Below are 18,814 nucleotides of genomic sequence, written 5' to 3' on the forward strand. Positions count from 1 at the left end.
CAGGCCTGCAACGATCTGATTTCGAAATGAAAAGGGCGGCTAGTTAGCCGCCCTTTTTCTTGCCTGCCAGTCCTTGCGCGACAGGGTGTAGAGGACATGCCGCTTGAGGTGCGGGTGGCTGTCAGGGATGGATGGGTGGTCGAAATCGCGAGCCGGGTCAGGGCTCATGCCAAGACGCTCCATGACGGCCGTCGAGCGGCGGTTGGCCGCGACGGCGAAGGAGACGATCTCGTCGCGGTCAAGCGTTTCGAAGCCAAAGGCGAGCCAGGCTTCGGAGGCCTCCGTGACATAGCCCTTGCGCCAGAATTCCGGCGCCAACCGCCAGCCGATCTCGATCGTATCGGAAGGCAGGGACGGCACGTGATCGGTCTTTAAGAGACCGACGAAGCCGATGCATTCCCCAGTCGCGGCGATCTCGGCGGCGGCAAAACCAAAGCCGTCCTCGGCGATCCAGCCCCGAAACTCGTCCATCTTGGCATCCGTCTCGGCGCGGTCGCGGCGGAACGGAAAGAATTCCATCACCCGCTCGTCCGAATTGATGCGGTGGAAGAGTTCGCGATCGCAGTCTTCCCAGTTGCGCAGGATGAGGCGCTCGGTGCGCATCGGTTTCATTGGGCGAACTCTTCCTGGCGGTAGCCCTGGAGATAAAGCAGCGCGGTGAGATCGCCATGGTCGATGCGGACCTTGGCTTCGGCAGCAACGGCCGGCTTGGCGTGGAGCGCGACACCGGTGCCGGCCAGGCGGATCATGTCGAGGTCGTTGGCGCCGTCGCCGACCGCAATCGCATCGAATGGCGTCAGGCCGAGGCGGGCCGAGATATCGTTCAGCGCATCGGCCTTGGCGGCGCGGCCGAGGATCGGCTCGGCGACCAGGCCGGCAAAGCGCCCGTTCTCCTCGATCAGGCGGTTGGCACGGTTTTCCTCGAAGCCGAGCATGGCGGCGACACGGCTGGTGAAGACGTCGAAGCCGCCGGAGACAAGCGCCGTCCAGGCGCCATTGGCGCGCATCGTCTGCACCAGAGCGCGGCCGCCCGACGCCAGCGTCAGGCGGTTCGCGATGATGCGGTCGACGACGGCGGCATCGAGGCCTTTCAGCAGCGCCACGCGTTCACGCAGCGCCGGCTCGAAAGCGATCTCGCCGTTCATCGAGCGTGCCGTGATGGCGGCAACGCGGTCCTTGACGCCGATCTCGTCGGCGAGTTCGTCGATGCATTCCTGGTCGATCATGGTTGAATCCATATCGGCAAGCAGGATTGTCTTGCGGCGGCTTTCGGCCTGCTGAACGATCACGTCGACCGGCTCTGAACCAAGTGCTGTGCGCAAGGCCGCACTTGCCTCAGCGGCTTCTGCCCCCTCGGGCAACACCAGATCGCAGGCGACGCCTTCGCCCAGCCAGCGAACAGCGCTTGCGCCGACCGACCGTGAGGCCATATTCGCAAGCGAGGCCGACATCGCGCGGCGGACGGGGTGAGACACAAGCGTGGCAATGAGCGGCATCGAGACTTCCAAGCAGCTAGGCGAGGGCGGGCAGGCGGGCGAGGGCCGCGTGAAGAACGCGATCCTGATAGCCGGGCCGACCGCCAGCGGCAAGTCGGCGCTGGCGCTCGATCTCGCCGAACGCAAGGGCGGTGTCATCGTCAACACCGATTCCATGCAAGGCTACTCGGTGCTCGACGTGCTGACGGCGCGGCCGAATGCCGCCGATCTCGCCCGCGCGCCGCACTTTCTCTATGGCCACGTGCATCCCTCGACCGCCTATTCCACCGGCGCCTGGCTGCGCGACGTGATGAAGCTGATCGATGACGGCACGCTTGCCCGGCGACCCGATGGCGCCGGCTTCGAACGTCCGGTGATTTTCGTCGGGGGCACCGGGCTCTATTTTCGCGCACTTGCCGAGGGCATTTCGGAAATGCCCGACATTCCGCAGCAGGTACGCGACCGCTGGCGCTACGAGTTAAAGGAGCAAGGCGCAGCCAAGCTGCACCGCATCCTGATGCATGAAGATTCGGCGGTCGCCATGCAGCTGAAGCCGACCGACGGCCAGCGCATCGTGCGGGCGCTGGAGGTGCTCGACGCATCCGGCCGCTCCATCCTAGAATGGCAGGCAGCGCGCGGCCGGCCGCTGATCGACCGCGACAGCGCTCGGTTCTTCGTTATCGAGCCGGACCGCGCCCCCCTTGTCGAGCGGATCGAAACAAGGTTCGACCGCATGCTCGATCTCGGCGCGCTCGATGAGGTCAAACGGCTTGCGGCGCTTGGCCTCGATCCCGACCTGCCGGCGATGAAGGCGATCGGCGTTCGCGAACTTTCGGCTGCCATGGCGGGTGACATCAGCTTTCCTCAGGCCATCGAGCGCTGCAAGGCAGCGACGCGGCAATATGCCAAACGGCAAACGACGTGGTTTCGCCATCAGCTGGGACCGGAATGGCTGAGATTGCAGCCCGGCGGCCGCTTGCAAACCGCGATTTGATTTTCGTGCTGCCAATACAATTAAAGAAACAGAAGTAGGAATGAACATTCCCGCTCCGGTTGTCTGGATTAACCGTCCGTAAGGCGCCGGCATGCCATAGATCCGGGGGGTACTTTTGCAACGGGAAGCAGATGCGTTTCCACAAGGCGGAATCCGCATTTTTCGTCTTTATTTTCGTGATCCTGGCCGCAGGCCTGGTGACGCTTTATGCCTATGGTCAATTGCAGTTCATCGCGGTCGGTCACGATACGACTTCCCGGGTCGAGAGGATCGCCTATCTCAACACGCTGCTGTTTGTCACCGGGGTGCTGCTGGCGACAGCGCTGTTCTTCGGCGTGTTCTTCATCTACCCGCTGATCCGTAGGCAGGCCACGGAAGAGGGCAAGCTGCGCGCCATGACGGTTTCGCTCAGCGCCCGCTCGGAAACGCTGCAGCATGCGGCATTGACCGACGGCCTTACCGGCATGCAGAACCGGCGCTACTTCGATGATGCGCTGAAGGAATATCTCGAGGAATTCCGCCGCATCGAAAAGCCCGTCGGGCTGATGATCCTCGACCTCGACCACTTCAAGCAGGTCAACGACACGCATGGCCACGATGTCGGCGACGAGGTGCTTAGGGCAGTCGCCAATTGCCTCAAAGGCATGACGCGCTACCACGATGTGGTGGCGCGGCTTGGGGGCGAGGAGTTCGCCGTCGTCACGCCCAACATGGATGCGGAGTTGTTGGGGAAGTTCGCCGAACGCATCCGCAAAGCGATTGCCAACATGTCGGTGCTGTCGGGCAATGTCCGCCTCAAGATCACCACCAGCGTCGGACTAGCCGTCTGGGATCGGAAGGAAACCGCCGAGGAATTCTACCGCCGCGCCGACCGCCAGCTCTACGAGGCGAAGAGGCAAGGCCGCAACCGCGTCTGCGCCTAAAATCCCGAAGAAGAATTCATGAGGCCGGTTGCCTGACGTGGCTTTCTCGACTTCCGGTGCTCACGGACTAAATGTCCGCTCCGCTCCGGCTTCTCGAAAGCCACGCCATTCAATCCGGCCTGATGAATTCCCTTTCGGGATTTTGCCCAAGCGGGCCAACGAAGCCGAGCCCCGGCGCAACGGCGGCTTCTCAATTGGCCGGCAAAAAAGTCGCTACGCTGAAGGTCAATCGTTCTGCGGGCGCATGCCGAAGGTTGTGGGCTTGAGGCCGTAGCGCAGGTCGAAATCGTCGTCGGGCTGGATGCGCTGGGCGGTGGCCGGCTTGCGGTAATCGGGATCCCCGGCCTGGCGGCCAGAGTCCACGACCTCGGCGAAGGCCATCTGCTGCTGCGGTTTCGGGACGTTGCGCAGCCGCTCGACGATGGCGGCGAGATCGACGTCGTTGCCGTCCTGCGAGAACTCGTCCTGCTCTCGCTTGGCGGTGCCGGGGATCAGGTTCTCCGCCAGTTTTTCGAACTTCAGCCGCATGGTCGTCGCCACGCCTTCACCGAAGGCGATGGCTTCGCGCTGGCCCATGGAGGACAGAAAGGCCAGCGTCGAGGCGGAGGAATCGGCGATCGCCGAGCGGATGATTGCCTGGTCCTGCTCGTTGGCCAGCCGCATGGCGAAGAAGGTCGAGCATTGCGACAGGATGGTCGGATCGAGTTCACCCGGGCGCTGGGTGACGACGCCGAGATAGCAGCCATATTTGCGGCCTTCCTTGGCGATGCGCGACAATGCATGCCTTGTCGGGGCGAAGCCGAGGCGCGGATCGGCCGGCATATAGCGGTGCGCTTCCTCGCACAGCAGCAAAAGCTTCAGCCGGCCCTCGCTCCACAGCGCAAGGTCGAAGGCCAGGCGCGCCAGCACCGAACAGACGGAGTTGACCACTTCGGACGGCATGCCGGCCATCTCGAAACAGGTCACCGGGCGGCCATGATGCGGCACACGGAAAATATTGCCGATCGTCTCGTGGATCGTGTCCTCGATCAGCCGCGAATTGAACATGAAGCGATAGCGCGGGTCGGACGCGGCGGACTCGATGCGCGTCTTCAGCGATTTCAGCGTCGGGCGGTCGTTCTTGCTTTCCAAGAGGCCCATGCGCTCGTCGATCTGCTTGATGAGATCGACCATGCGGTAGGGCACCGGCGTGTCGGCGGTCAGCGCATCGCTGCCGCGGCGCACGTAAGAGCCTGAATTGGGATTGCGATAGAGGTTCTTGGCGGCGGGGATCAGGTCGCGCAGGACATCGACTTCTTCCGGCACGACCTCTCGGCCGCGAAACAGCACTTCGGCGAATTCTTCGAGCCTGAACATCCAGAACGGCAGATCAAGCGTCTTGGAATCGACCCGGACGCAGAACTCAGGCAGGGATGCCGCGAATTCATTGTGCGGATCGAGAATGAGGATTCGCAGATCGGGCCGGGCGGCGATCGATTTGCGCAGCAGCAGCGAGATGGCGGTGGATTTGCCGACGCCGGTTGTGCCGACAACGGCAAAATGGCGCGCCAGCGTGTCGTCGATGGCGATGTTGGCGTCGATCGACTCATCCTGCGACAGCGTACCGATGGTGATCGAATGACGCCCGGCGAGATCGTAGACCGCCTGCAGATCACGGGTACGGATGCGGTGCGCTATGGCGCCGATATGAGGATAGGTGGTGATGCCGCGGTCGAACACCGGTTTGGCCCCCGGTTCGGCGCCGTCGCGCACTTCGCCGATCAGCTCGACGCTGACCTCGATGGGATTTTGTCCCTCATTGCTCCAGGCGCGATCCGACTTGCCGATTTCGTAGACCAGACCAACGGTGCGCGATGTCCCGAGATTGATGGAGATCATCTTGCCGACGGTCCACAGGCCGGTGACCGCGCCTTCGATGTCGTCGGCATAGGCGCTGATGGTGGCGCGCGCACCGTCGCACTGCACGACGTTGCCGAGAATGCGCTTGTCGCTCTGCTCTGCGCGGCGGCGCTCCTGCGAGGTCGGTTCGCCGACGGAGGCTTCGCGCTCGACAAACATACGATCCGATCCCCATTCTCGTGGAGCGTCGATCCTACACAGACGGGGTTAAGGTGGCGTGATGCGGGATGGTGTAGCAGGGGTTAACCCGTCAGCGAAAATTCAACCGGCCGGCCTCTTTTCCGAATCCAAATATTCGATATATTGGACGAATGACTGATATAGCGAATGACATGTCGGCCACGATAGGCAGACGAATCCACGCCGAAAGAGCCTTGCGGGACTGGTCGTTGGCCGACCTGGCGAACCGCTCCGGCGTCTCCAAAGCCATGCTCAGCACTATCGAGCGCGGCATGACCAGCCCGACGGCCGCGCTGCTGGTGCGCATCGCCGCTGCTTTCGGCATGACGCTGTCGACGCTGATAGCACGCGCCGAGCAGCAAGGTGGCGGCCTGCTGCGCGAGAGTGAGCAGCCGGTTTGGCGCGACCCCGGTACGGGCTATGTCCGTCGGCATCTGTCGCCGGTTTCCGACACGCCGCTCGAATTGATCCGGGTGCAACTGCCGGCTGGCGCCAGTGTGAGTTTCCCGGCGGCGTCCTATGCCTTCATCAAGCAGCAGATGTGGCTGATCTCCGGGCGACTTGAGTTCACCGAGGGTGATATGGTGCATAGTCTCGAGCCCGGCGACTGCCTGGCGCTCGGCGCGCCGTCGGACTGCACGTTCCATGCCGTCGGACCGCAGCCGGCCGACTATCTGGTTGCGCTGGTCAGGGGCTGAAATCGTGGCAAGACGTCCCAAGCGCTCCGACAATGGCGGACCGCCGCTCGATGATTACAAGGGCCCGCCATGGGGCAAGGGCGATCCCTACATCTTCCTGGCCTGGCAGGCAGCGCATGCCAAGGCGTGGAAGGCGCCAAGCCGTGACGTGATGCTGATGCGCATGGAAAAGGCCGAGCGGCTTGGCCTGACGTATGAGGAATACACGCTCGAAATCCTCGAACGCGGGCTGCATCTGCAGCCGAAAGACACCGATCGCATCGCCGCGATCAAGGCGAGACGAAAGCGGCGCCGCGTCGCGCGTCTGGATTAGCAAGGGAAAGTGCAGGTGAGTCCCATCGAAATCAGGTCGCTGACTGCGGGAACACGCGACATGCTGGCCGACCTCCTGATCGAGACGGTCGCGGCCGGCGGCTCCGTCAGCTTCATGCATCCCTTATCCAGGCAAGCGGCGGAAACTTTCTGGAGCAACTCGTTGATGGCAGCAGAGAGAGGCGAAAGAGCGGTGCTGGGCGCTTGGTATGGCGACGCGTTGGTCGGCACCGTCACCTTGCTGCTCGACTTTCCGGTCAATCAGCCGCACCGGGCCGAGATCGCCAAGCTCATGACCCGCGTCGAACACCGCGGCAAGGGCATAGCGAGCCGGCTGATGCGGGCGGCCGAAACGCTCGCCGTCGAGAAAGGCCGCACGCTTCTGGTGCTGGACACCGCAACCGAGGAGGGCGCTTCCGGCCTTTACGAAAAACTCGGCTTCACGCTCACTGGCGAAATACCGGACTTTGCCCTGAAACCGCATGGCGGGCTGACCGGCACGCTCATCTACTGGAAGCGCATCGGCGGCGCTGCCTAACCCTTGTGGTGAACCTCTTGCAGCGCGTAGACCGGCGTGGCGATGCCTTCCATGCGCGCCTTCAGCTGCAGCGCCAGGAACTGGGAGTAATGGCGCGACTGGTGCAAATTGCCGCCATGGAACCACAGCGCCTCCTGCTGCGTCGGCTTCCACATGTTGCGCAGCTCGCCTTCCCAGGGGCCTGGGTCCTTGGTGGTGTTGGAGCCGAGGCCCCAGCATTTGCCGACCTTGTCCGCGACCTCCCGTGAGATCAAATCGGCCGCCCAGCCATTCATCGAACCGTAGCCGGTGGCGTAGACGATGAGATCGGCCGGCAGTTCCGATCCGTCGGAGAGCAGAACGGAGTGCTCCTTGATCTCCTTCACGTCGACACCGCTTTTCAGCTTGATCGACCCGTCGATGATCAGGTCGGAGGCGCCGACATCGATGTAATAGCCCGAGCCGCGCCGCAGATATTTCATGAACAGGCCGGAGCCGTCATCGCCCCAGTCAAGCATGAAGCCGGCCTTTTCCAGGCCCTTGTAGAATTTGTCGTCCCGCTTCTTCATCTCGGCATAGGCCGGGATCTGGAATTCGTGCAGGATCTTGTAGGGCAGGGAGGCAAAGACGAGGTCGGCCTTGGCTGTGGTCATACCGCTCGCGACCGCCTTTTCCGAATAGAGCGAGCCCAGGCCGATCTCCATCAGCGTGTCCGACTTGACGATGTGCGTGGTCGAGCGCTGCACCATGGTGACGTCGGCGCCGGCCTCCCAAAGGGCTGCTGCAATGTCGTGGGCGGAGTTGTTCGAGCCGATGACGACAGCTTGTCTGCCGACATAGGCATCGGGTCCCGGATGCTTCGAGGAGTGATGCTGGTCGCCCTTGAATGTGTCCATGCCCTTGAAGTTCGGCATGTTGGCCTTGCCGGATTGCCCCGTGGCCAGCACCAATTGTTTCGGCTTCAGCGTGATGTCCTTGCCGTCGCGGCGCACGACAACGGTCCATTCCTTTTTCTTGTCGTCATAAACGGCGCTCTTGGCCTCGGTCGATGACCAGTAATTCAGCTCCATCACCTTGGCGTACATTTCCAGCCAGTCGCCGATCTTGTCCTTGGGCGCGAAGACCGGCCAGTTCTTGGGGAAGTCGATATAGGGCAGATGGTCGTACCAGACCGGGTCGTGCAGGCAGAGCGATTTGTAGCGCTTGCGCCAGCTGTCGCCGGCACGCTCGTTCTTCTCGACGATGATGGTGGGCACGCCGAGTTGCCGCAGCCGGGCGCCGAGCGCGATGCCGCCCTGGCCGCCGCCAATGATGAGCGTATAGGGCTGCGTCTTGAAGCCGAGTTCGGCGGCTTCCTTCTCGCGCTCCTCCTTCCAGGTCGGGCGGTTCTTGCCATGGCCGTGCTTGGCGCCGAGCGGGCGGTCGAAACCGGCCGGCTCCTCATGGCCCTTGAGCTCGACCATAGTGGTGAGCAGCGTCCAGATCTTGCCGTCCTTCAGCCGGATGTGGCCGAAGCCGCGCGCGACAGACGTTTCGAAACTGATCCAGCCGTCGAGCACGCCGTCGCTTTCCGTGGCATCCTCGCCCTTGGCGATCGCCCAGTTCGACGGTTTGGTCCTGGCCAACTGGCTGACCAGCATGTCGCGCACCTGATCGCGGCCTTCCATCGTCTTGATGTTCCAGGTGAAGGTGACGAGATCGCGCCAGTAACAATCCTCCTGGAAGCAGGCGACCGCCTTGTCGATGTCGCCGGCGGTGAGTGCCGCGCCGAAGCGATCGAGCAGGTCGGAAAGCTTCTTGTTGGGGGCCTTGTCGAGCATTGAATTTCCTCCGCGATTTTTCCTGGCCGCCTGTAGCGAGCGGAACCCTGCCGAAGCTTGACGTCCGGCCTGGCGCAGTATCGCGACAAATTATGCGCCGCGTCACGTCGTCCAATAGTTTGCCGCGTATTCAGGGGCTTATCGGGAAATCGGGACGCCGAAGACCGTCACGAACCAGCGGCGGACCGCTTCTTCGGCAGGGCTCAGATGCGCGCCCGAGGGTGCGGTTAGATAGTGGCCGGCACCGCTCGACAGAGCGAAGCCGGAAAGGGTGACAAGCGATCCGTCGCGCAGTGCCGCGTCGGCCAACGGTCGCGATCCCAGCACCATGCCGGCGCCGTGCTTCGCCGCCTCCAACGCGGTAACGAAACTGTCGAATTTGTGCGTCGGCCCCAGCGCCGGCTTCATCCGGGCGACGGCGAACCACTCGCCCCACATTTCCCGCGCGCCGACCACTGTAAGTCTCGGCAATCCTGTCCAATCCTTGGCCTTGGCGAGATGCGGCGACGCCATCGGCGTCAAGGTTTCGCGGGTCAGGCGGTCGGCCTGCCGTCCGGCAAAAGAGCCGGGGCCAATGCCGAATCGGATGTCGAGACCCACAAAGCGCTCGCCATAATCGGCCGGTGTGTGGATGGTCTCGATCTGCAGCTGGACGAAGGGCAGGTCCTTGGCCATTTGCGGCAGCTTCGGCGCGGTCATCAGCACGGCAAACGAGATCGGCGAGCGTATCGTCACGCTCTGGACGGTCTTGGGTTCGAACAGCTCGCGCGTGCTGTTGGCGATCACGGCGAAGGCCGATTGCAGATGCGGCAGGTAGGCGGCACCCTCCGGCGTCAATTCGACGCCGCGCGCCAGGCGGATGAACAGCGGCTGCTTCAACCGCTCTTCGAGAGAACGGATGTGCTGGCTGACCGCAGCCTGGGTCAGGCCAAGCTCGGCCGCGGCAGCGGTGAAATTCGACAGCCGCGCGGCGGCCTCGAAACTCCGCAGCCAGTCGAGCGGCGGCAAGGGCAGGGTTGTTTGAGGCATAAACCGTTTATGGCCTTTGGCCGCAAAATGATAATTTGAGTTATGTCTTCAACATCATCACGATGCAACCGGAAACCCTGCGGAGTTGGCTGCGGGGCGCGGCGGACAGGAACGGATCTCCATGCTTACCCAGGCGCTGATCGGCGACGAAGGAAGAACGATCGACCTCGGTTGGAAGGACGGCGCGCGCACTCGCTTTCACGCCATGTGGTTGCGCGACAATGCGCTCGACGACAAGACGCGCAGCGCCGGCAACGGCCAGCGGCTGATCACCATTCTCGACATTCCGGCGCAAACGCGGATCGGCGCAGCCGCGATCAAGGGCGATGCGCTTGAAGTCAGTTTCGAACCGGAGGGAAAGACGGTGCGCTTTCCTGCGGCATGGCTGAGCGCCAATGCCTATGACCGCGATGCCGCCCGACAGCCCGGCTGGACAGGCGAGGGCATCGTGCGATGGACCAGGGCCTCAATGCAGAATTCGGTGCCGCGTGCCGGCTATCTCGCTGCCAGCCGCGACCGCGCCGTCTTGCGGCAATGGCTGTCGGCGGTGAAGACCTACGGCTTCGCGGTGATGGACGATTTGCCGGCCGAATCCGGGGCGCTGTGCAAAGCGTCCGATCTGTTCGGCTATATCAGGGAGACCAATTACGGCCGATGGTTCGAGGTGCGCGCCGAGGTCAATCCAACCAATCTGGCCTACACCAATCTTGGCCTGCAGGCGCATACCGACAACCCCTATCGTGATCCGGTGCCGACCTTGCAGATCCTGTCGTGTATCGAAAACACGGTCGAGGGCGGCGAATCCAGCGTCGTCGATGGTTTTGCCGTGGCGGCCGCGCTGCAGGCCGAAAACCCCGAAGGCTTCCGGCTGTTGAGTTCATACCCGGCGCGCTTCGAATATGCCGGCTCGTCGGGCGTGCGATTGCAGGCCAAGCGGCCGATGATCGAGCTCGGGCCGGATGGCGAACTCATCGCCATCCGCTTCAACAACCGCTCGCTGGCGCCGACCGTCGATGTGCCGTTCGCGGAGATGGAGGCCTACTACGCCGCCTATCGCCGGTTTGCCGAACTGATCGAGGATCCGTCCTTCGAAGTGACCTTCAAGCTCGAGGCGGGCCAGGCCTTCATCGTCGACAACACCCGCGTCATGCATGCCCGCAAGCAGTTCTCCGGCGCCGGCAAGCGCTGGCTGCAGGGCTGCTACGCCGACAAGGATGGCCTTTTGTCGACGCTGTCGGCGATCGAACACGAATTCAAGGAAGCAGCGGAATGAGCAGCCAGGATTTGAACGCGAGCAACATCGTCGAATTCATCGCCGATATTTTCGAACGCCGAGGGGCTGAATCCTATCTCGGCGAACCCGTCACCATGTCGGAGCACATGTTGCAGGGCGCTTGGTTCGCCGAAAAGGACGGCGCGCCCGATGTGCTGGTGGCGGCAGCACTGCTGCACGATATCGGCCACTACACCAGCGAGTTCGGCACCTATTCGCCCGACGATGTCGAGGACAAGCATCATGACGAAGCCGGCGGCGAGGTGCTGGCGCCGTTCTTTCCACCGGTGATCGTCGAATGCGTCAGGCTGCATGTCGCGGCCAAGCGCTACCTCTGCGCTACCGACCCCACCTATTTCGGCAGGCTGTCGCAGGCCTCGGTCCACACGCTGTCGCTGCAAGGCGGGCCGATGAATGCCGAAGAGGTGGCCGAGTTCCGCAAGAACCCGTTCCACGAGGAAGCGGTGCGGGTTCGCATCTGGGACGAGGCCGGCAAGATCGCCAACATGAAGACCCGGGCATTTCGGGACTACATGCCGCTGCTGCAGCGGGTTGTCCGCGACTTCGCCAATCGCGCCTGATCGCAATCCGGGGAAGGAACGGCATATGCACCGTTTCGACGGCAAACATGCGCTAACCTTATGCCGCCGCAGACTTGCCGCGAGCGTCTGCGTGCGCAGGCGCTCGCGCCTCGCTGCCGATCCCTACCGGTGACGAGCCTTGTCACCGCGGATTTTATTGCGACATCCGTCGGCGCGGCCCAAGATCAGTAGGTCAGACTTCGGTGTATATTTGACTCAGACGAAGGTCTGAGAATCGAGCTGCAAGCACGAAAGGAGAGTTTCCTCAGCGTTTGTGAGCCGCAATTTTGGGCTGTTCATTCTTGAATACCGTGACACATCATGATGTGATGGTGGCATGAATGGAGAAAGGCAGCCCCTGTTTTCATCCGTGCGTCGCCGGGCGTACTTTAGCTTGCGCGTATTCGCGGCGGTTGCGGTGACGATGCCGGTGCTTGGTCTGCGGTTGAGTCATGTCGACGGTTACAAGATCGAATTCGCCGCTGCCAGCGCCAAGAGCGGAAACAATGGCAATGGTAACGGTGGTGGCAACGGTAGTGGTAACGGTAATGGCTCAGGCGGCAACGCCGGGAATGGCAACGCCAACGGAAAGGGAAAAAATGGTGCCGGCGACAACGCCGCCGGTAGCCAAGCTCCCAGTAGCCAAGTCAATGCCGCTGGCGACACGGTGACGGTACAGGGCGCCAAAATCCAGGTCGTGCATCGCGATGGATTCAGCGAAAGCATCGAGGCCGGCCGCTTCACTATGAAGGATCCGCTTGGAAGGACAATTGTCGAACGCGCCGTAAGGGCCTCCGACATTGCTCGTCTGAAAGGGCTGTAACTGTTGGTTCGCCAACCAGCATCCGACCTTCAGACAAGCCCCGATCTCCCTATACAAGACCCGTTTTGGGCGCGTGCATAAGAATGGCTGCTTCGGTGCGGTTTCGCACCTTTAGCTTTTGAAATATCCGAGTCATGTGGTGTTTTACCGTTTTCTCCTGCAGGTTGAGACGTTTGGCGACTTCTTTATTGCTCAGTCCTTCGCCTACCAAGGAGATTATCCCAAGCTCGCGTCCCGAGAGATTGGCAACGAGATCGGTTGTGCGCTTTTCCGGCCGGATCAGTTCATTCAAAAGCTGCGCTGACAGGGTCGGCGAAACATATTTTTTTCCTGCGGCTATATAAGTCAGCACCTCGGCCAGCGATGCCGCCCCAATCCCTTTCAGCACATATCCGCGTACGCCCAGCCTGAGCGCCGTTGCCAAATCGGCGTTCGCCTCCGAGACGGTGAGCATGACGATCTTGCAGTCAGGCTGAGTTGCAAGAATATTTTCCGCTGCCGCTAGGCCCCCTCCCGGCAAACTGATGTCGAGCAGCAATATGTCGGGATTTGCCAAGGCCGCAAGCTGTTCGGCATCCGCCGCGGTTTCGCCCGCACCAACGACTTCGAAGCCGCCGATTTCGGCGAGGCTGCGAGCCACACCCTCGCGAAACAGCGGATGATCATCAACAATGGCAATCCTTATGGGAGCGGTCATTTCTGGTCCTCGATGTTGAGCGTTATGGTCAGCCGGGTCCCCCTGGGGCTCGAAAAGGTCTCGAAGTGACCTCCGATACTTTCGATACGTTCCCTCATACCGGCGAGTCCAAGTCCTTCACACGATCCCGACTGGAATCCAGGGCCGTGATCAAGCACTTGAATGAGGAGCTTGCCCTGCGTCACTCTCGCCTTGACAGCCTGCCCCTTGCCCAGACCGTGTCGCCAGGCATTGTTCAGCCCCTCCTGCGCGAAGCGAAAGATGCTTATTTTCTCGGACGTCCCCAGGTCGGGCAGGCGAGATGGCAGTGAAAGCGATACGGAGGAGGCCGTCCGGCGTTCATGTTCGGCAACCGCAAGCCGCAATATCTCCGCGACTGTCGAAGCTTCGATCTGTGGCAGCACGAGGCCGGTGCAGATGGCGCGGATCTCCCGCATCGCCTCGTCCAACGTATGATGGATATCGGCGATCTCGGTCTTCCGGTGGCTTGGGGATGCGGCGGGATCGAGCAGCAGAGGGCTGTCCATGCGCAGCGCAGCCAGTGCGACCAGCTGAGCTGGACCGTCATGCAAATCAGACCCGATGCGACGCAAGTAACGCTCGTTGATTGCCGTTGCGCGGCGCGACGCCTGCTGGACGCGCTCCCGCAAAGCGGAATTCTGCTCCAAAAGCAACTGAAGTTCGGCCACTTGTGTCTCAAGCGCTGAACGCTGCGTTTCGATAGTGCTGCTGCCGCGAAGCACGATTCCCGAGAGCATCGCCAAGGCGACCGCGGTCGCGCCAGCCACGAGCAGCCAGCTCGACCATAGTGCCGAGTTTAAAGTGCCCTGAAGATCGTCGGCTATCTCGTAGAACTCGGAAACGGCCACAACATCGCCCGACCACGGCTCTCGAACCGGATTGTAGATCTCGAGCAGCGAGGCGGTGGGGCTCTTCCGTTCCTTCCTTTCATTTTCGTCCAGATCATTGAATTGCGCCACCACGTTTCCACCGAACGCATGCAGCAAGTTCGCATTTGGCTCGAAGGTCTGGCCGATAAGAGCCGCGTCTTTGGCGTACAGCACCTTGCCATCACGCCGCCAAAGCACGAACGACGCCAGTTTTTTGCCGAGAGCACCCTGGTCCAGGGTTTCATCGAGCGCCCGTTTAACGGTGTCGCTGAGCTGCTGGCTTTTGCGCATATCCGGCAGGATTGGCGCGATGACACTGTCGACGTAAAGCGCGGTCGTGCTTGCAGAGTTGCGGATCACTCCATCTCGTATTTGCGAGGTGACCCATAGGCCGACGACCAGCATCAGCGACAGCAGCCCAATGCTTCCGACTATGATGAACTGCCAAGCCAACGATAGCCTGTTCCAGTTTTGATAGAGACTATCAATGTAGCGCACGTCTCAACCGACCCCGCGACTTTGGCCGTGCCAAAATGCCTAAGCCATCCTACATCTAGAACGGTCGATGGTGCGAGCAAGCGCTAGGTTGAATTGCCGGGGAAACCGCAATTTCAGGGCATGATCCCACCGCCACCCGCGGGGAACGGCGGTGGGATCAGCGTTACTGTATGATCTTGACAATCTTCCGCGTGCCGGGGTCGACCAGCACGGTTCGCCCGTCGACCACAACGTAGCGATACTTGACGCTCGGCACTTCATGCAGTTCCACCGTGTCGGGAATGGCGGTCCCCACGTTCAATTCGACACCTGGAATCTTCACCGACGCAAGGGGCTGCTTTTTCACGTATTCGCGCACAACCGTTTCCTGCTCCGGCGCGATGATGACGTCTTGAGCAGCAACTACGCCCGCGCTTGCGAGCAGCAAGAATCCGGCAATTGCGGTCGACTGGTACATGGTCGTCATGATTCTCTCCTTCATGCGAGCAACGCTCATGCATCTTGCGCGAGCTCGATTCCGATACGGGTGGTGTTAGGTGAGTTGATGCACACCGGGAGCCGAACGGGCTTTTCGCGGCTGCGTTCCCGCGTGGGGCTTCGGTCCGGGCGTCATCGGGCCAATGGACTATAGAGGGAGGGACCAAAGTCTGGTGCCAGGCTGTAGAGGTCCTAGAGCCTCTTCAGGGCGGAACACAGGGTTCCTCGCATCGTTGAGATCAGCACTTGTGGGAGGCGTTAATGGACAACAGCGTCCATCAGGCACGATGGTTGCTCTTGCCTGTTTTCGGGGTAGCCATCCTGGTCATGACGACGGGAGTACTTCTAAGCTTGTGAGGCTGGTGTCATCGCTACGGGATCACAAGCTCAGCAGATGTTACGTTGCATTAATTGTTTGATGCAATTTGTAGGTGATTGTTGCAAAATTACTGCCTACATTCATTGGTCTTCTTAGAACCCCGATTTTATTCACAATATGTGGAACAAAGTATTTTTGGCAGAGTTGGCTAGGCGAGGGACCGACTCTTTAAGGAGAAAGCAGATGAAACATGTGTTGATGACGAGCATGATTGCGCTTGGCGTCGGGTGCGGCGCCGCGATCGCCCAGACCCAGGCCGTGCAGCCGAGCGGTGGCGACAACTGCGCCGCCGGCGCGGCCGATTGCCAGAACGGCGGCAAGGCCGGCGAACAGGCGCAAGGCAAGATGAAGTCACAGACCGATCAGAATGCACAGGGCCAGGCTGGCGCCACGACCGATCAGCAGGCTCAGGGCAAAGCCAAGCTCAAGACGGGTGAACAGGCACAGGGCAAGGCCGGGACCAGTACCGAGCAGAATGCTCAGGGTCAGGCCGGCGCCACGACCGATCAGCAGGCACAGGGCAAGGCCAAGCTCAAGACGGATGAACAGGCACAGGGCAAGGCCGGGACCAGCACCGAGCAGAATGCTCAGGGCCAGACCGGCACCAGCACCGAGAAGCAGGCTCAGGGCAAGGCCAAGCTCAAGACGGATGAACAGGCCCAGGGCAAGGCCGGGACCAGCACCGAGCAGAACGCTCAGGGCCAGACCGGCACCAGCACCGAGAAGCAGGCTCAGGGCAAAGCCGGGACCAGCACCGAGCAGAACGCTCAGGGCCAGACCGGCACCAGCACGGACCAGCAGGCCCAGGGCAAGGCCGGGACCACCACCGAGCAGAACGCTCAGGGCAACACAAACGTTCAGACCGACCAGGGCAATACGGCCTCGATCAACAACGTGACCGTCGAGCAGAAGACGCAGGTCACGCAGATCATCCACGAGACCAGGGTTGAGCCGGTGAAGAACGTCGACTTCGACATTTCGGTCGGCATCGAGGTGCCGCGGCACAAAGTGCGCCTGCACCGTCTGCCGGCGCGCATTGTCAAGATCGTCCCGGCCTACGAATCCTATGAGTACTTCGTGCTGGCCGACGGGCGCATCGTCATCGTCGACCCGGATACGTACAAGATCGTGCTGATCCTGACGTGACACGGCAGTGGCTCTTGTTCCCGGCGCGGTGCGATTGAGGGGTATCGTATGCGCCGCGGTGGCCCGCCGACCAGAGGCGGCGGGCCACTTGCTTTGTCTTTCGCATCGCGCGTTTTTCCCGTTGACACCTTGCCTTTCACCCTCGTAGTGTCCGCCACGATGAAAAAGGCACTCATTCTCGTAGGAAAGCGCGTGGGCAAGGCGGTGTAACCGCCGGGCGAAAACCTCCCATGCGCAACACACAGGCTCCCATCGGGGGCCTTTTTTATTGCCCGAAACACGACTAAACGACCAGCAATCGCCTCATGGCTAGAAGTACGGGACCAGACCGATGAGCAACGGACAGAACGAACGGCGCGAAATGCCAAACAGGGAAATGACTGGCGCCGAAATGGTGGTGCAGGCGCTGAAGGACAATGGCGTCAAGCATGTCTTCGGCTATCCCGGCGGCGCGGTGCTTCCGATCTATGACGAAATCTTCCAGCAGGACGAGGTCGAGCACATCCTCGTCCGCCACGAGCAAGGCGCAGGGCATGCGGCCGAAGGCTATGCCCGCTCGACCGGCAAGGCCGGCGTCATGCTGGTGACCTCCGGCCCGGGCGCCACCAATGCGGTGACGCCGCTGCAGGATGCGCTGATGGATTCGATCCCGCTGGTCTGCCTGACCGGGCAGGTGCCGACTTCGCTGATCGGCTCCGACGCGTTCCAGGAGTGCGACACGGTCGGCATCACGCGCCCCTGCACCAAGCACAACTGGCTGGTGAAGGACGTCAACGAATTGGCCGCCACCATCCATGAGGCCTTCCATGTCGCGACGACCGGCCGCCCCGGCCCGGTGGTGGTCGACATTCCGAAGGATGTGCAGTTCGCCAAAGGCATCTATGTGCCGCCGCAGGCGGCGCCGCGCACCAGCTACCAGCCGAAGGTCCAGGGCGACCTGGAAAAGATCAAGGCCGCCGTCGAACTGATGGCCAGCGCCAAGAAGCCGATCATCTATTCGGGCGGCGGCGTCATCAACTCCGGTCCGGAGGCCAGCCATCTTCTGCGCGAACTGGTCGACCTCACCGGCTTCCCGATCACCTCGACGCTGATGGGCCTCGGCGCGTATCCGGCATCGGGCAAGAACTGGATGGGCATGCTGGGCATGCACGGCACTTATGAAGCCAATATGGCGATGCATGATTGCGACGTGATGATCTGCATCGGCGCGCGCTTCGACGACCGCATCACCGGACGGCTGACCGCCTTCTCGCCCAACTCGAAGAAGATCCACATCGACATCGATCCATCGTCGATCAACAAGAACGTGCACACGGAAGTGCCCATCATCGGCGATGTCGGCCGGGTGCTGGAGGACATGGTGCGGCTGTGGCGGGCGAGCGCCAAGGCCGACAAGAAGGCGCTCCATCCCTGGTGGGAGCAGATAGCCAAATGGCGCGCGCGTGACTCGCTCGCCTTCAAGATGAACCACGATGTGATCATGCCGCAATATGCCATCCAGCGGCTCTACGAACTCACCAAGGACATGGACACCTACATCACCACCGAGGTCGGCCAGCACCAGATGTGGGCGGCGCAGCACTATCATTTCGAGAAGCCGAACCGCTGGATGACGTCGGGCGGGTTGGGCACGATGGGCTACGGCCTGCCGGCGGCGCTCGGCGTGCAGATCGCGCACCCGGATGCGCTGGTCATCGACATCGCAGGCGATGCCTCGGTGCAGATGACGATGCAGGAGATGAGCGCGGCGGTGCAGCACAATGCGCCGATCAAGATCTTCATCCTCAACAACCAGTATATGGGCATGGTGCGCCAGTGGCAGCAACTGCTGCACGGCAACCGTCTGTCGCATTCCTACACCGAGGCGATGCCCGATTTCGTCAAGCTGGCCGAGGCCTATGGCGGCCACGGCATTCGCTGCGAGAAGCCGGACGAGTTGGACGATGCGATCAAGGAGATGATCGCGGTGAAGAAGCCGGTGCTGTTCGATTGCCGGGTGGCGACGCTCGCCAACTGCTTCCCGATGATCCCGTCGGGCAAGGCGCATAATGAAATGCTCCTGCCCGACGAGGCGACCGACGAAGCCGTGGCCAACGCCATCGACGCCAAGGGCAGGGAACTGGTCTAGGTCCAAGCCGGGGCAGGGCTGTCGCGAGAAGCCGTGCGCAAACAGAGAATTAGCTCAAAGTCTGAAAACGAGATT

At 61.8% G+C, this 18,814-nt stretch carries 18 protein-coding genes; 10 read left to right on the forward strand and 8 right to left on the reverse strand.

The window, feature by feature from the left end; genetic code table 11:
* Positions 1-39 precede the first annotated feature (39 nt).
* Complete coding sequence (locus NKJ58_RS07125) at positions 40-612, reverse strand: GNAT family N-acetyltransferase (RefSeq protein WP_352852895.1); 573 nt, start codon at positions 610-612, stop codon at positions 40-42.
* Positions 609-1,496, reverse strand: coding sequence for a phosphoserine phosphatase SerB (serB, locus tag NKJ58_RS07130; RefSeq protein WP_023725332.1), 888 nt, complete (start codon positions 1,494-1,496; stop codon positions 609-611). The genes NKJ58_RS07125 and serB overlap by 4 nt, the downstream gene beginning before the upstream one ends.
* Here serB and miaA point away from each other — a divergent pair.
* Positions 1,486-2,469 (forward strand): tRNA (adenosine(37)-N6)-dimethylallyltransferase MiaA, encoded by a 984-nt coding sequence (miaA, locus tag NKJ58_RS07135; protein ID WP_023822137.1) that lies wholly within the window; start codon positions 1,486-1,488, stop codon positions 2,467-2,469. The genes serB and miaA overlap by 11 nt on opposite strands.
* 131 nt (positions 2,470-2,600) lie before the next feature.
* Positions 2,601-3,392 carry a GGDEF domain-containing protein gene (locus tag NKJ58_RS07140; RefSeq protein ID WP_023668337.1) on the forward strand — a complete coding sequence of 264 codons (792 nt, stop codon included), beginning with the start codon at positions 2,601-2,603 and terminating at the stop codon, positions 3,390-3,392.
* 225 nt (positions 3,393-3,617) lie between these two features.
* Here NKJ58_RS07140 and NKJ58_RS07145 read toward each other — a convergent pair whose 3' ends face one another.
* Positions 3,618-5,450 (reverse strand): ATP-binding protein, encoded by a 1,833-nt coding sequence (locus tag NKJ58_RS07145; RefSeq protein WP_352852896.1) that lies wholly within the window; start codon positions 5,448-5,450, stop codon positions 3,618-3,620.
* A gap of 152 nt (positions 5,451-5,602) precedes the next feature.
* On the opposite strand from NKJ58_RS07145, the gene NKJ58_RS07150 reads away from it, so the two are divergent.
* Genes NKJ58_RS07150 through NKJ58_RS07160 form a run of 3 tightly spaced genes read left to right on the forward strand, consistent with a single transcriptional unit; the run spans position 5,603 to position 7,019 of the window.
* On the forward strand, positions 5,603-6,169 hold the full coding sequence (locus NKJ58_RS07150) for a helix-turn-helix domain-containing protein (RefSeq protein WP_023668339.1): 567 nt from the start codon (positions 5,603-5,605) through the stop codon (positions 6,167-6,169).
* Between the two features lie 4 nt (positions 6,170-6,173).
* On the forward strand, positions 6,174-6,482 hold the full coding sequence (locus NKJ58_RS07155; protein ID WP_023682084.1) for a hypothetical protein: 309 nt from the start codon (positions 6,174-6,176) through the stop codon (positions 6,480-6,482).
* Positions 6,483-6,497: 15 nt separating this feature from the next.
* Positions 6,498-7,019, forward strand: coding sequence for a GNAT family N-acetyltransferase (locus NKJ58_RS07160; RefSeq protein WP_023690909.1), 522 nt, complete (start codon positions 6,498-6,500; stop codon positions 7,017-7,019).
* Here the strand turns inward: NKJ58_RS07160 and NKJ58_RS07165 are convergent.
* Both NKJ58_RS07165 and NKJ58_RS07170 read right to left on the reverse strand, forming a co-directional pair.
* The gene (locus NKJ58_RS07165; protein WP_023703001.1) at positions 7,016-8,818 is read right to left on the reverse strand and encodes an NAD(P)/FAD-dependent oxidoreductase; all 1,803 of its coding nucleotides are present in this window, start codon (positions 8,816-8,818) and stop codon (positions 7,016-7,018) included. The two genes, NKJ58_RS07160 and NKJ58_RS07165, sit on opposite strands and share 4 nt — an antisense overlap.
* Before the next feature lie 138 nt (positions 8,819-8,956).
* Positions 8,957-9,847, reverse strand: a complete 891-nt coding sequence (locus tag NKJ58_RS07170; RefSeq protein ID WP_352852897.1) for a LysR family transcriptional regulator — start codon at positions 9,845-9,847, stop codon at positions 8,957-8,959.
* 121 nt (positions 9,848-9,968) lie between these two features.
* Here NKJ58_RS07170 and tmpA point away from each other — a divergent pair, with 121 nt between their 5' ends.
* The 3 genes from tmpA (at position 9,969) to NKJ58_RS07185 (ending at position 12,524) form a co-directional block, all read left to right on the forward strand.
* The gene (gene tmpA, locus NKJ58_RS07175) at positions 9,969-11,120 is read left to right on the forward strand and encodes a 2-trimethylaminoethylphosphonate dioxygenase (RefSeq protein ID WP_352852898.1); all 1,152 of its coding nucleotides are present in this window, start codon (positions 9,969-9,971) and stop codon (positions 11,118-11,120) included.
* Positions 11,117-11,701: a (R)-1-hydroxy-2-trimethylaminoethylphosphonate oxygenase gene (gene tmpB, locus NKJ58_RS07180; RefSeq protein WP_023707734.1), complete on the forward strand. Its 585-nt coding sequence runs from the start codon at positions 11,117-11,119 to the stop codon at positions 11,699-11,701. Before tmpA ends, tmpB begins: the two co-directional genes overlap by 4 nt.
* Positions 11,702-12,095: 394 nt before the next feature.
* Positions 12,096-12,524, forward strand: coding sequence for a hypothetical protein (locus tag NKJ58_RS07185; protein WP_023731683.1), 429 nt, complete (start codon positions 12,096-12,098; stop codon positions 12,522-12,524).
* 49 nt (positions 12,525-12,573) lie between these two features.
* Here the strand turns inward: NKJ58_RS07185 and NKJ58_RS07190 are convergent, their stop codons facing one another.
* From NKJ58_RS07190 to NKJ58_RS07200, 3 genes are all read right to left on the reverse strand, one after another.
* Entirely contained in the window at positions 12,574-13,221 is a 648-nt protein-coding gene (locus tag NKJ58_RS07190; protein ID WP_023682079.1) for a LuxR C-terminal-related transcriptional regulator, read from the reverse strand.
* Positions 13,218-14,609 (reverse strand): sensor histidine kinase, encoded by a 1,392-nt coding sequence (locus NKJ58_RS07195; protein ID WP_023690914.1) that lies wholly within the window; start codon positions 14,607-14,609, stop codon positions 13,218-13,220. Before NKJ58_RS07195 ends, NKJ58_RS07190 begins: the two co-directional genes overlap by 4 nt.
* Positions 14,610-14,772: 163 nt before the next feature.
* Positions 14,773-15,075: a DUF1236 domain-containing protein gene (locus tag NKJ58_RS07200; RefSeq protein WP_023731684.1), complete on the reverse strand. Its 303-nt coding sequence runs from the start codon at positions 15,073-15,075 to the stop codon at positions 14,773-14,775.
* Positions 15,076-15,648: 573 nt separating this feature from the next.
* Between NKJ58_RS07200 and NKJ58_RS07205 the strand changes: the two genes are divergently transcribed.
* The gene (locus NKJ58_RS07205) at positions 15,649-16,611 is read left to right on the forward strand and encodes a DUF1236 domain-containing protein (protein WP_352852899.1); all 963 of its coding nucleotides are present in this window, start codon (positions 15,649-15,651) and stop codon (positions 16,609-16,611) included.
* Positions 16,612-16,942: 331 nt separating this feature from the next.
* A complete protein-coding gene (locus NKJ58_RS07210) occupies positions 16,943-18,739 on the forward strand; it encodes an acetolactate synthase 3 large subunit (protein WP_352852900.1) in 1,797 nt (598 codons plus the stop codon).
* Positions 18,740-18,814: the final 75 nt, after the last annotated feature.

Origin of the sequence: Mesorhizobium sp. M0139 (assembly GCF_040322455.1) — a bacterium.
Lineage (GTDB): Bacteria > Pseudomonadota > Alphaproteobacteria > Rhizobiales > Rhizobiaceae > Mesorhizobium.

Bases quoted from the DNA above. Each gene is read 5' to 3' on its own strand.
- NKJ58_RS07190 (WP_023682079.1), bottom strand. From the start codon at position 13,221: ATGACCGCTCCCATAAGGATTGCCATTGTTGATGATCATCCGCTGTTT.
- NKJ58_RS07210 (WP_352852900.1), top strand. From the start codon at position 16,943: ATGAGCAACGGACAGAACGAACGGCGCGAAATGCCAAACAGGGAAATG.
- tmpB (WP_023707734.1), top strand. From the start codon at position 11,117: ATGAGCAGCCAGGATTTGAACGCGAGCAACATCGTCGAATTCATCGCC.
- NKJ58_RS07165 (WP_023703001.1), bottom strand. From the start codon at position 8,818: ATGCTCGACAAGGCCCCCAACAAGAAGCTTTCCGACCTGCTCGATCGC.
- NKJ58_RS07150 (WP_023668339.1), top strand. From the start codon at position 5,603: ATGACTGATATAGCGAATGACATGTCGGCCACGATAGGCAGACGAATC.
- NKJ58_RS07145 (WP_352852896.1), bottom strand. From the start codon at position 5,450: ATGTTTGTCGAGCGCGAAGCCTCCGTCGGCGAACCGACCTCGCAGGAG.
- serB (WP_023725332.1), bottom strand. From the start codon at position 1,496: ATGCCGCTCATTGCCACGCTTGTGTCTCACCCCGTCCGCCGCGCGATG.
- tmpA (WP_352852898.1), top strand. From the start codon at position 9,969: ATGCTTACCCAGGCGCTGATCGGCGACGAAGGAAGAACGATCGACCTC.
- miaA (WP_023822137.1), top strand. From the start codon at position 1,486: ATGAGCGGCATCGAGACTTCCAAGCAGCTAGGCGAGGGCGGGCAGGCG.
- NKJ58_RS07200 (WP_023731684.1), bottom strand. From the start codon at position 15,075: ATGACGACCATGTACCAGTCGACCGCAATTGCCGGATTCTTGCTGCTC.
- NKJ58_RS07125 (WP_352852895.1), bottom strand. From the start codon at position 612: ATGAAACCGATGCGCACCGAGCGCCTCATCCTGCGCAACTGGGAAGAC.
- NKJ58_RS07140 (WP_023668337.1), top strand. From the start codon at position 2,601: ATGCGTTTCCACAAGGCGGAATCCGCATTTTTCGTCTTTATTTTCGTG.
- NKJ58_RS07170 (WP_352852897.1), bottom strand. From the start codon at position 9,847: ATGCCTCAAACAACCCTGCCCTTGCCGCCGCTCGACTGGCTGCGGAGT.
- NKJ58_RS07205 (WP_352852899.1), top strand. From the start codon at position 15,649: ATGAAACATGTGTTGATGACGAGCATGATTGCGCTTGGCGTCGGGTGC.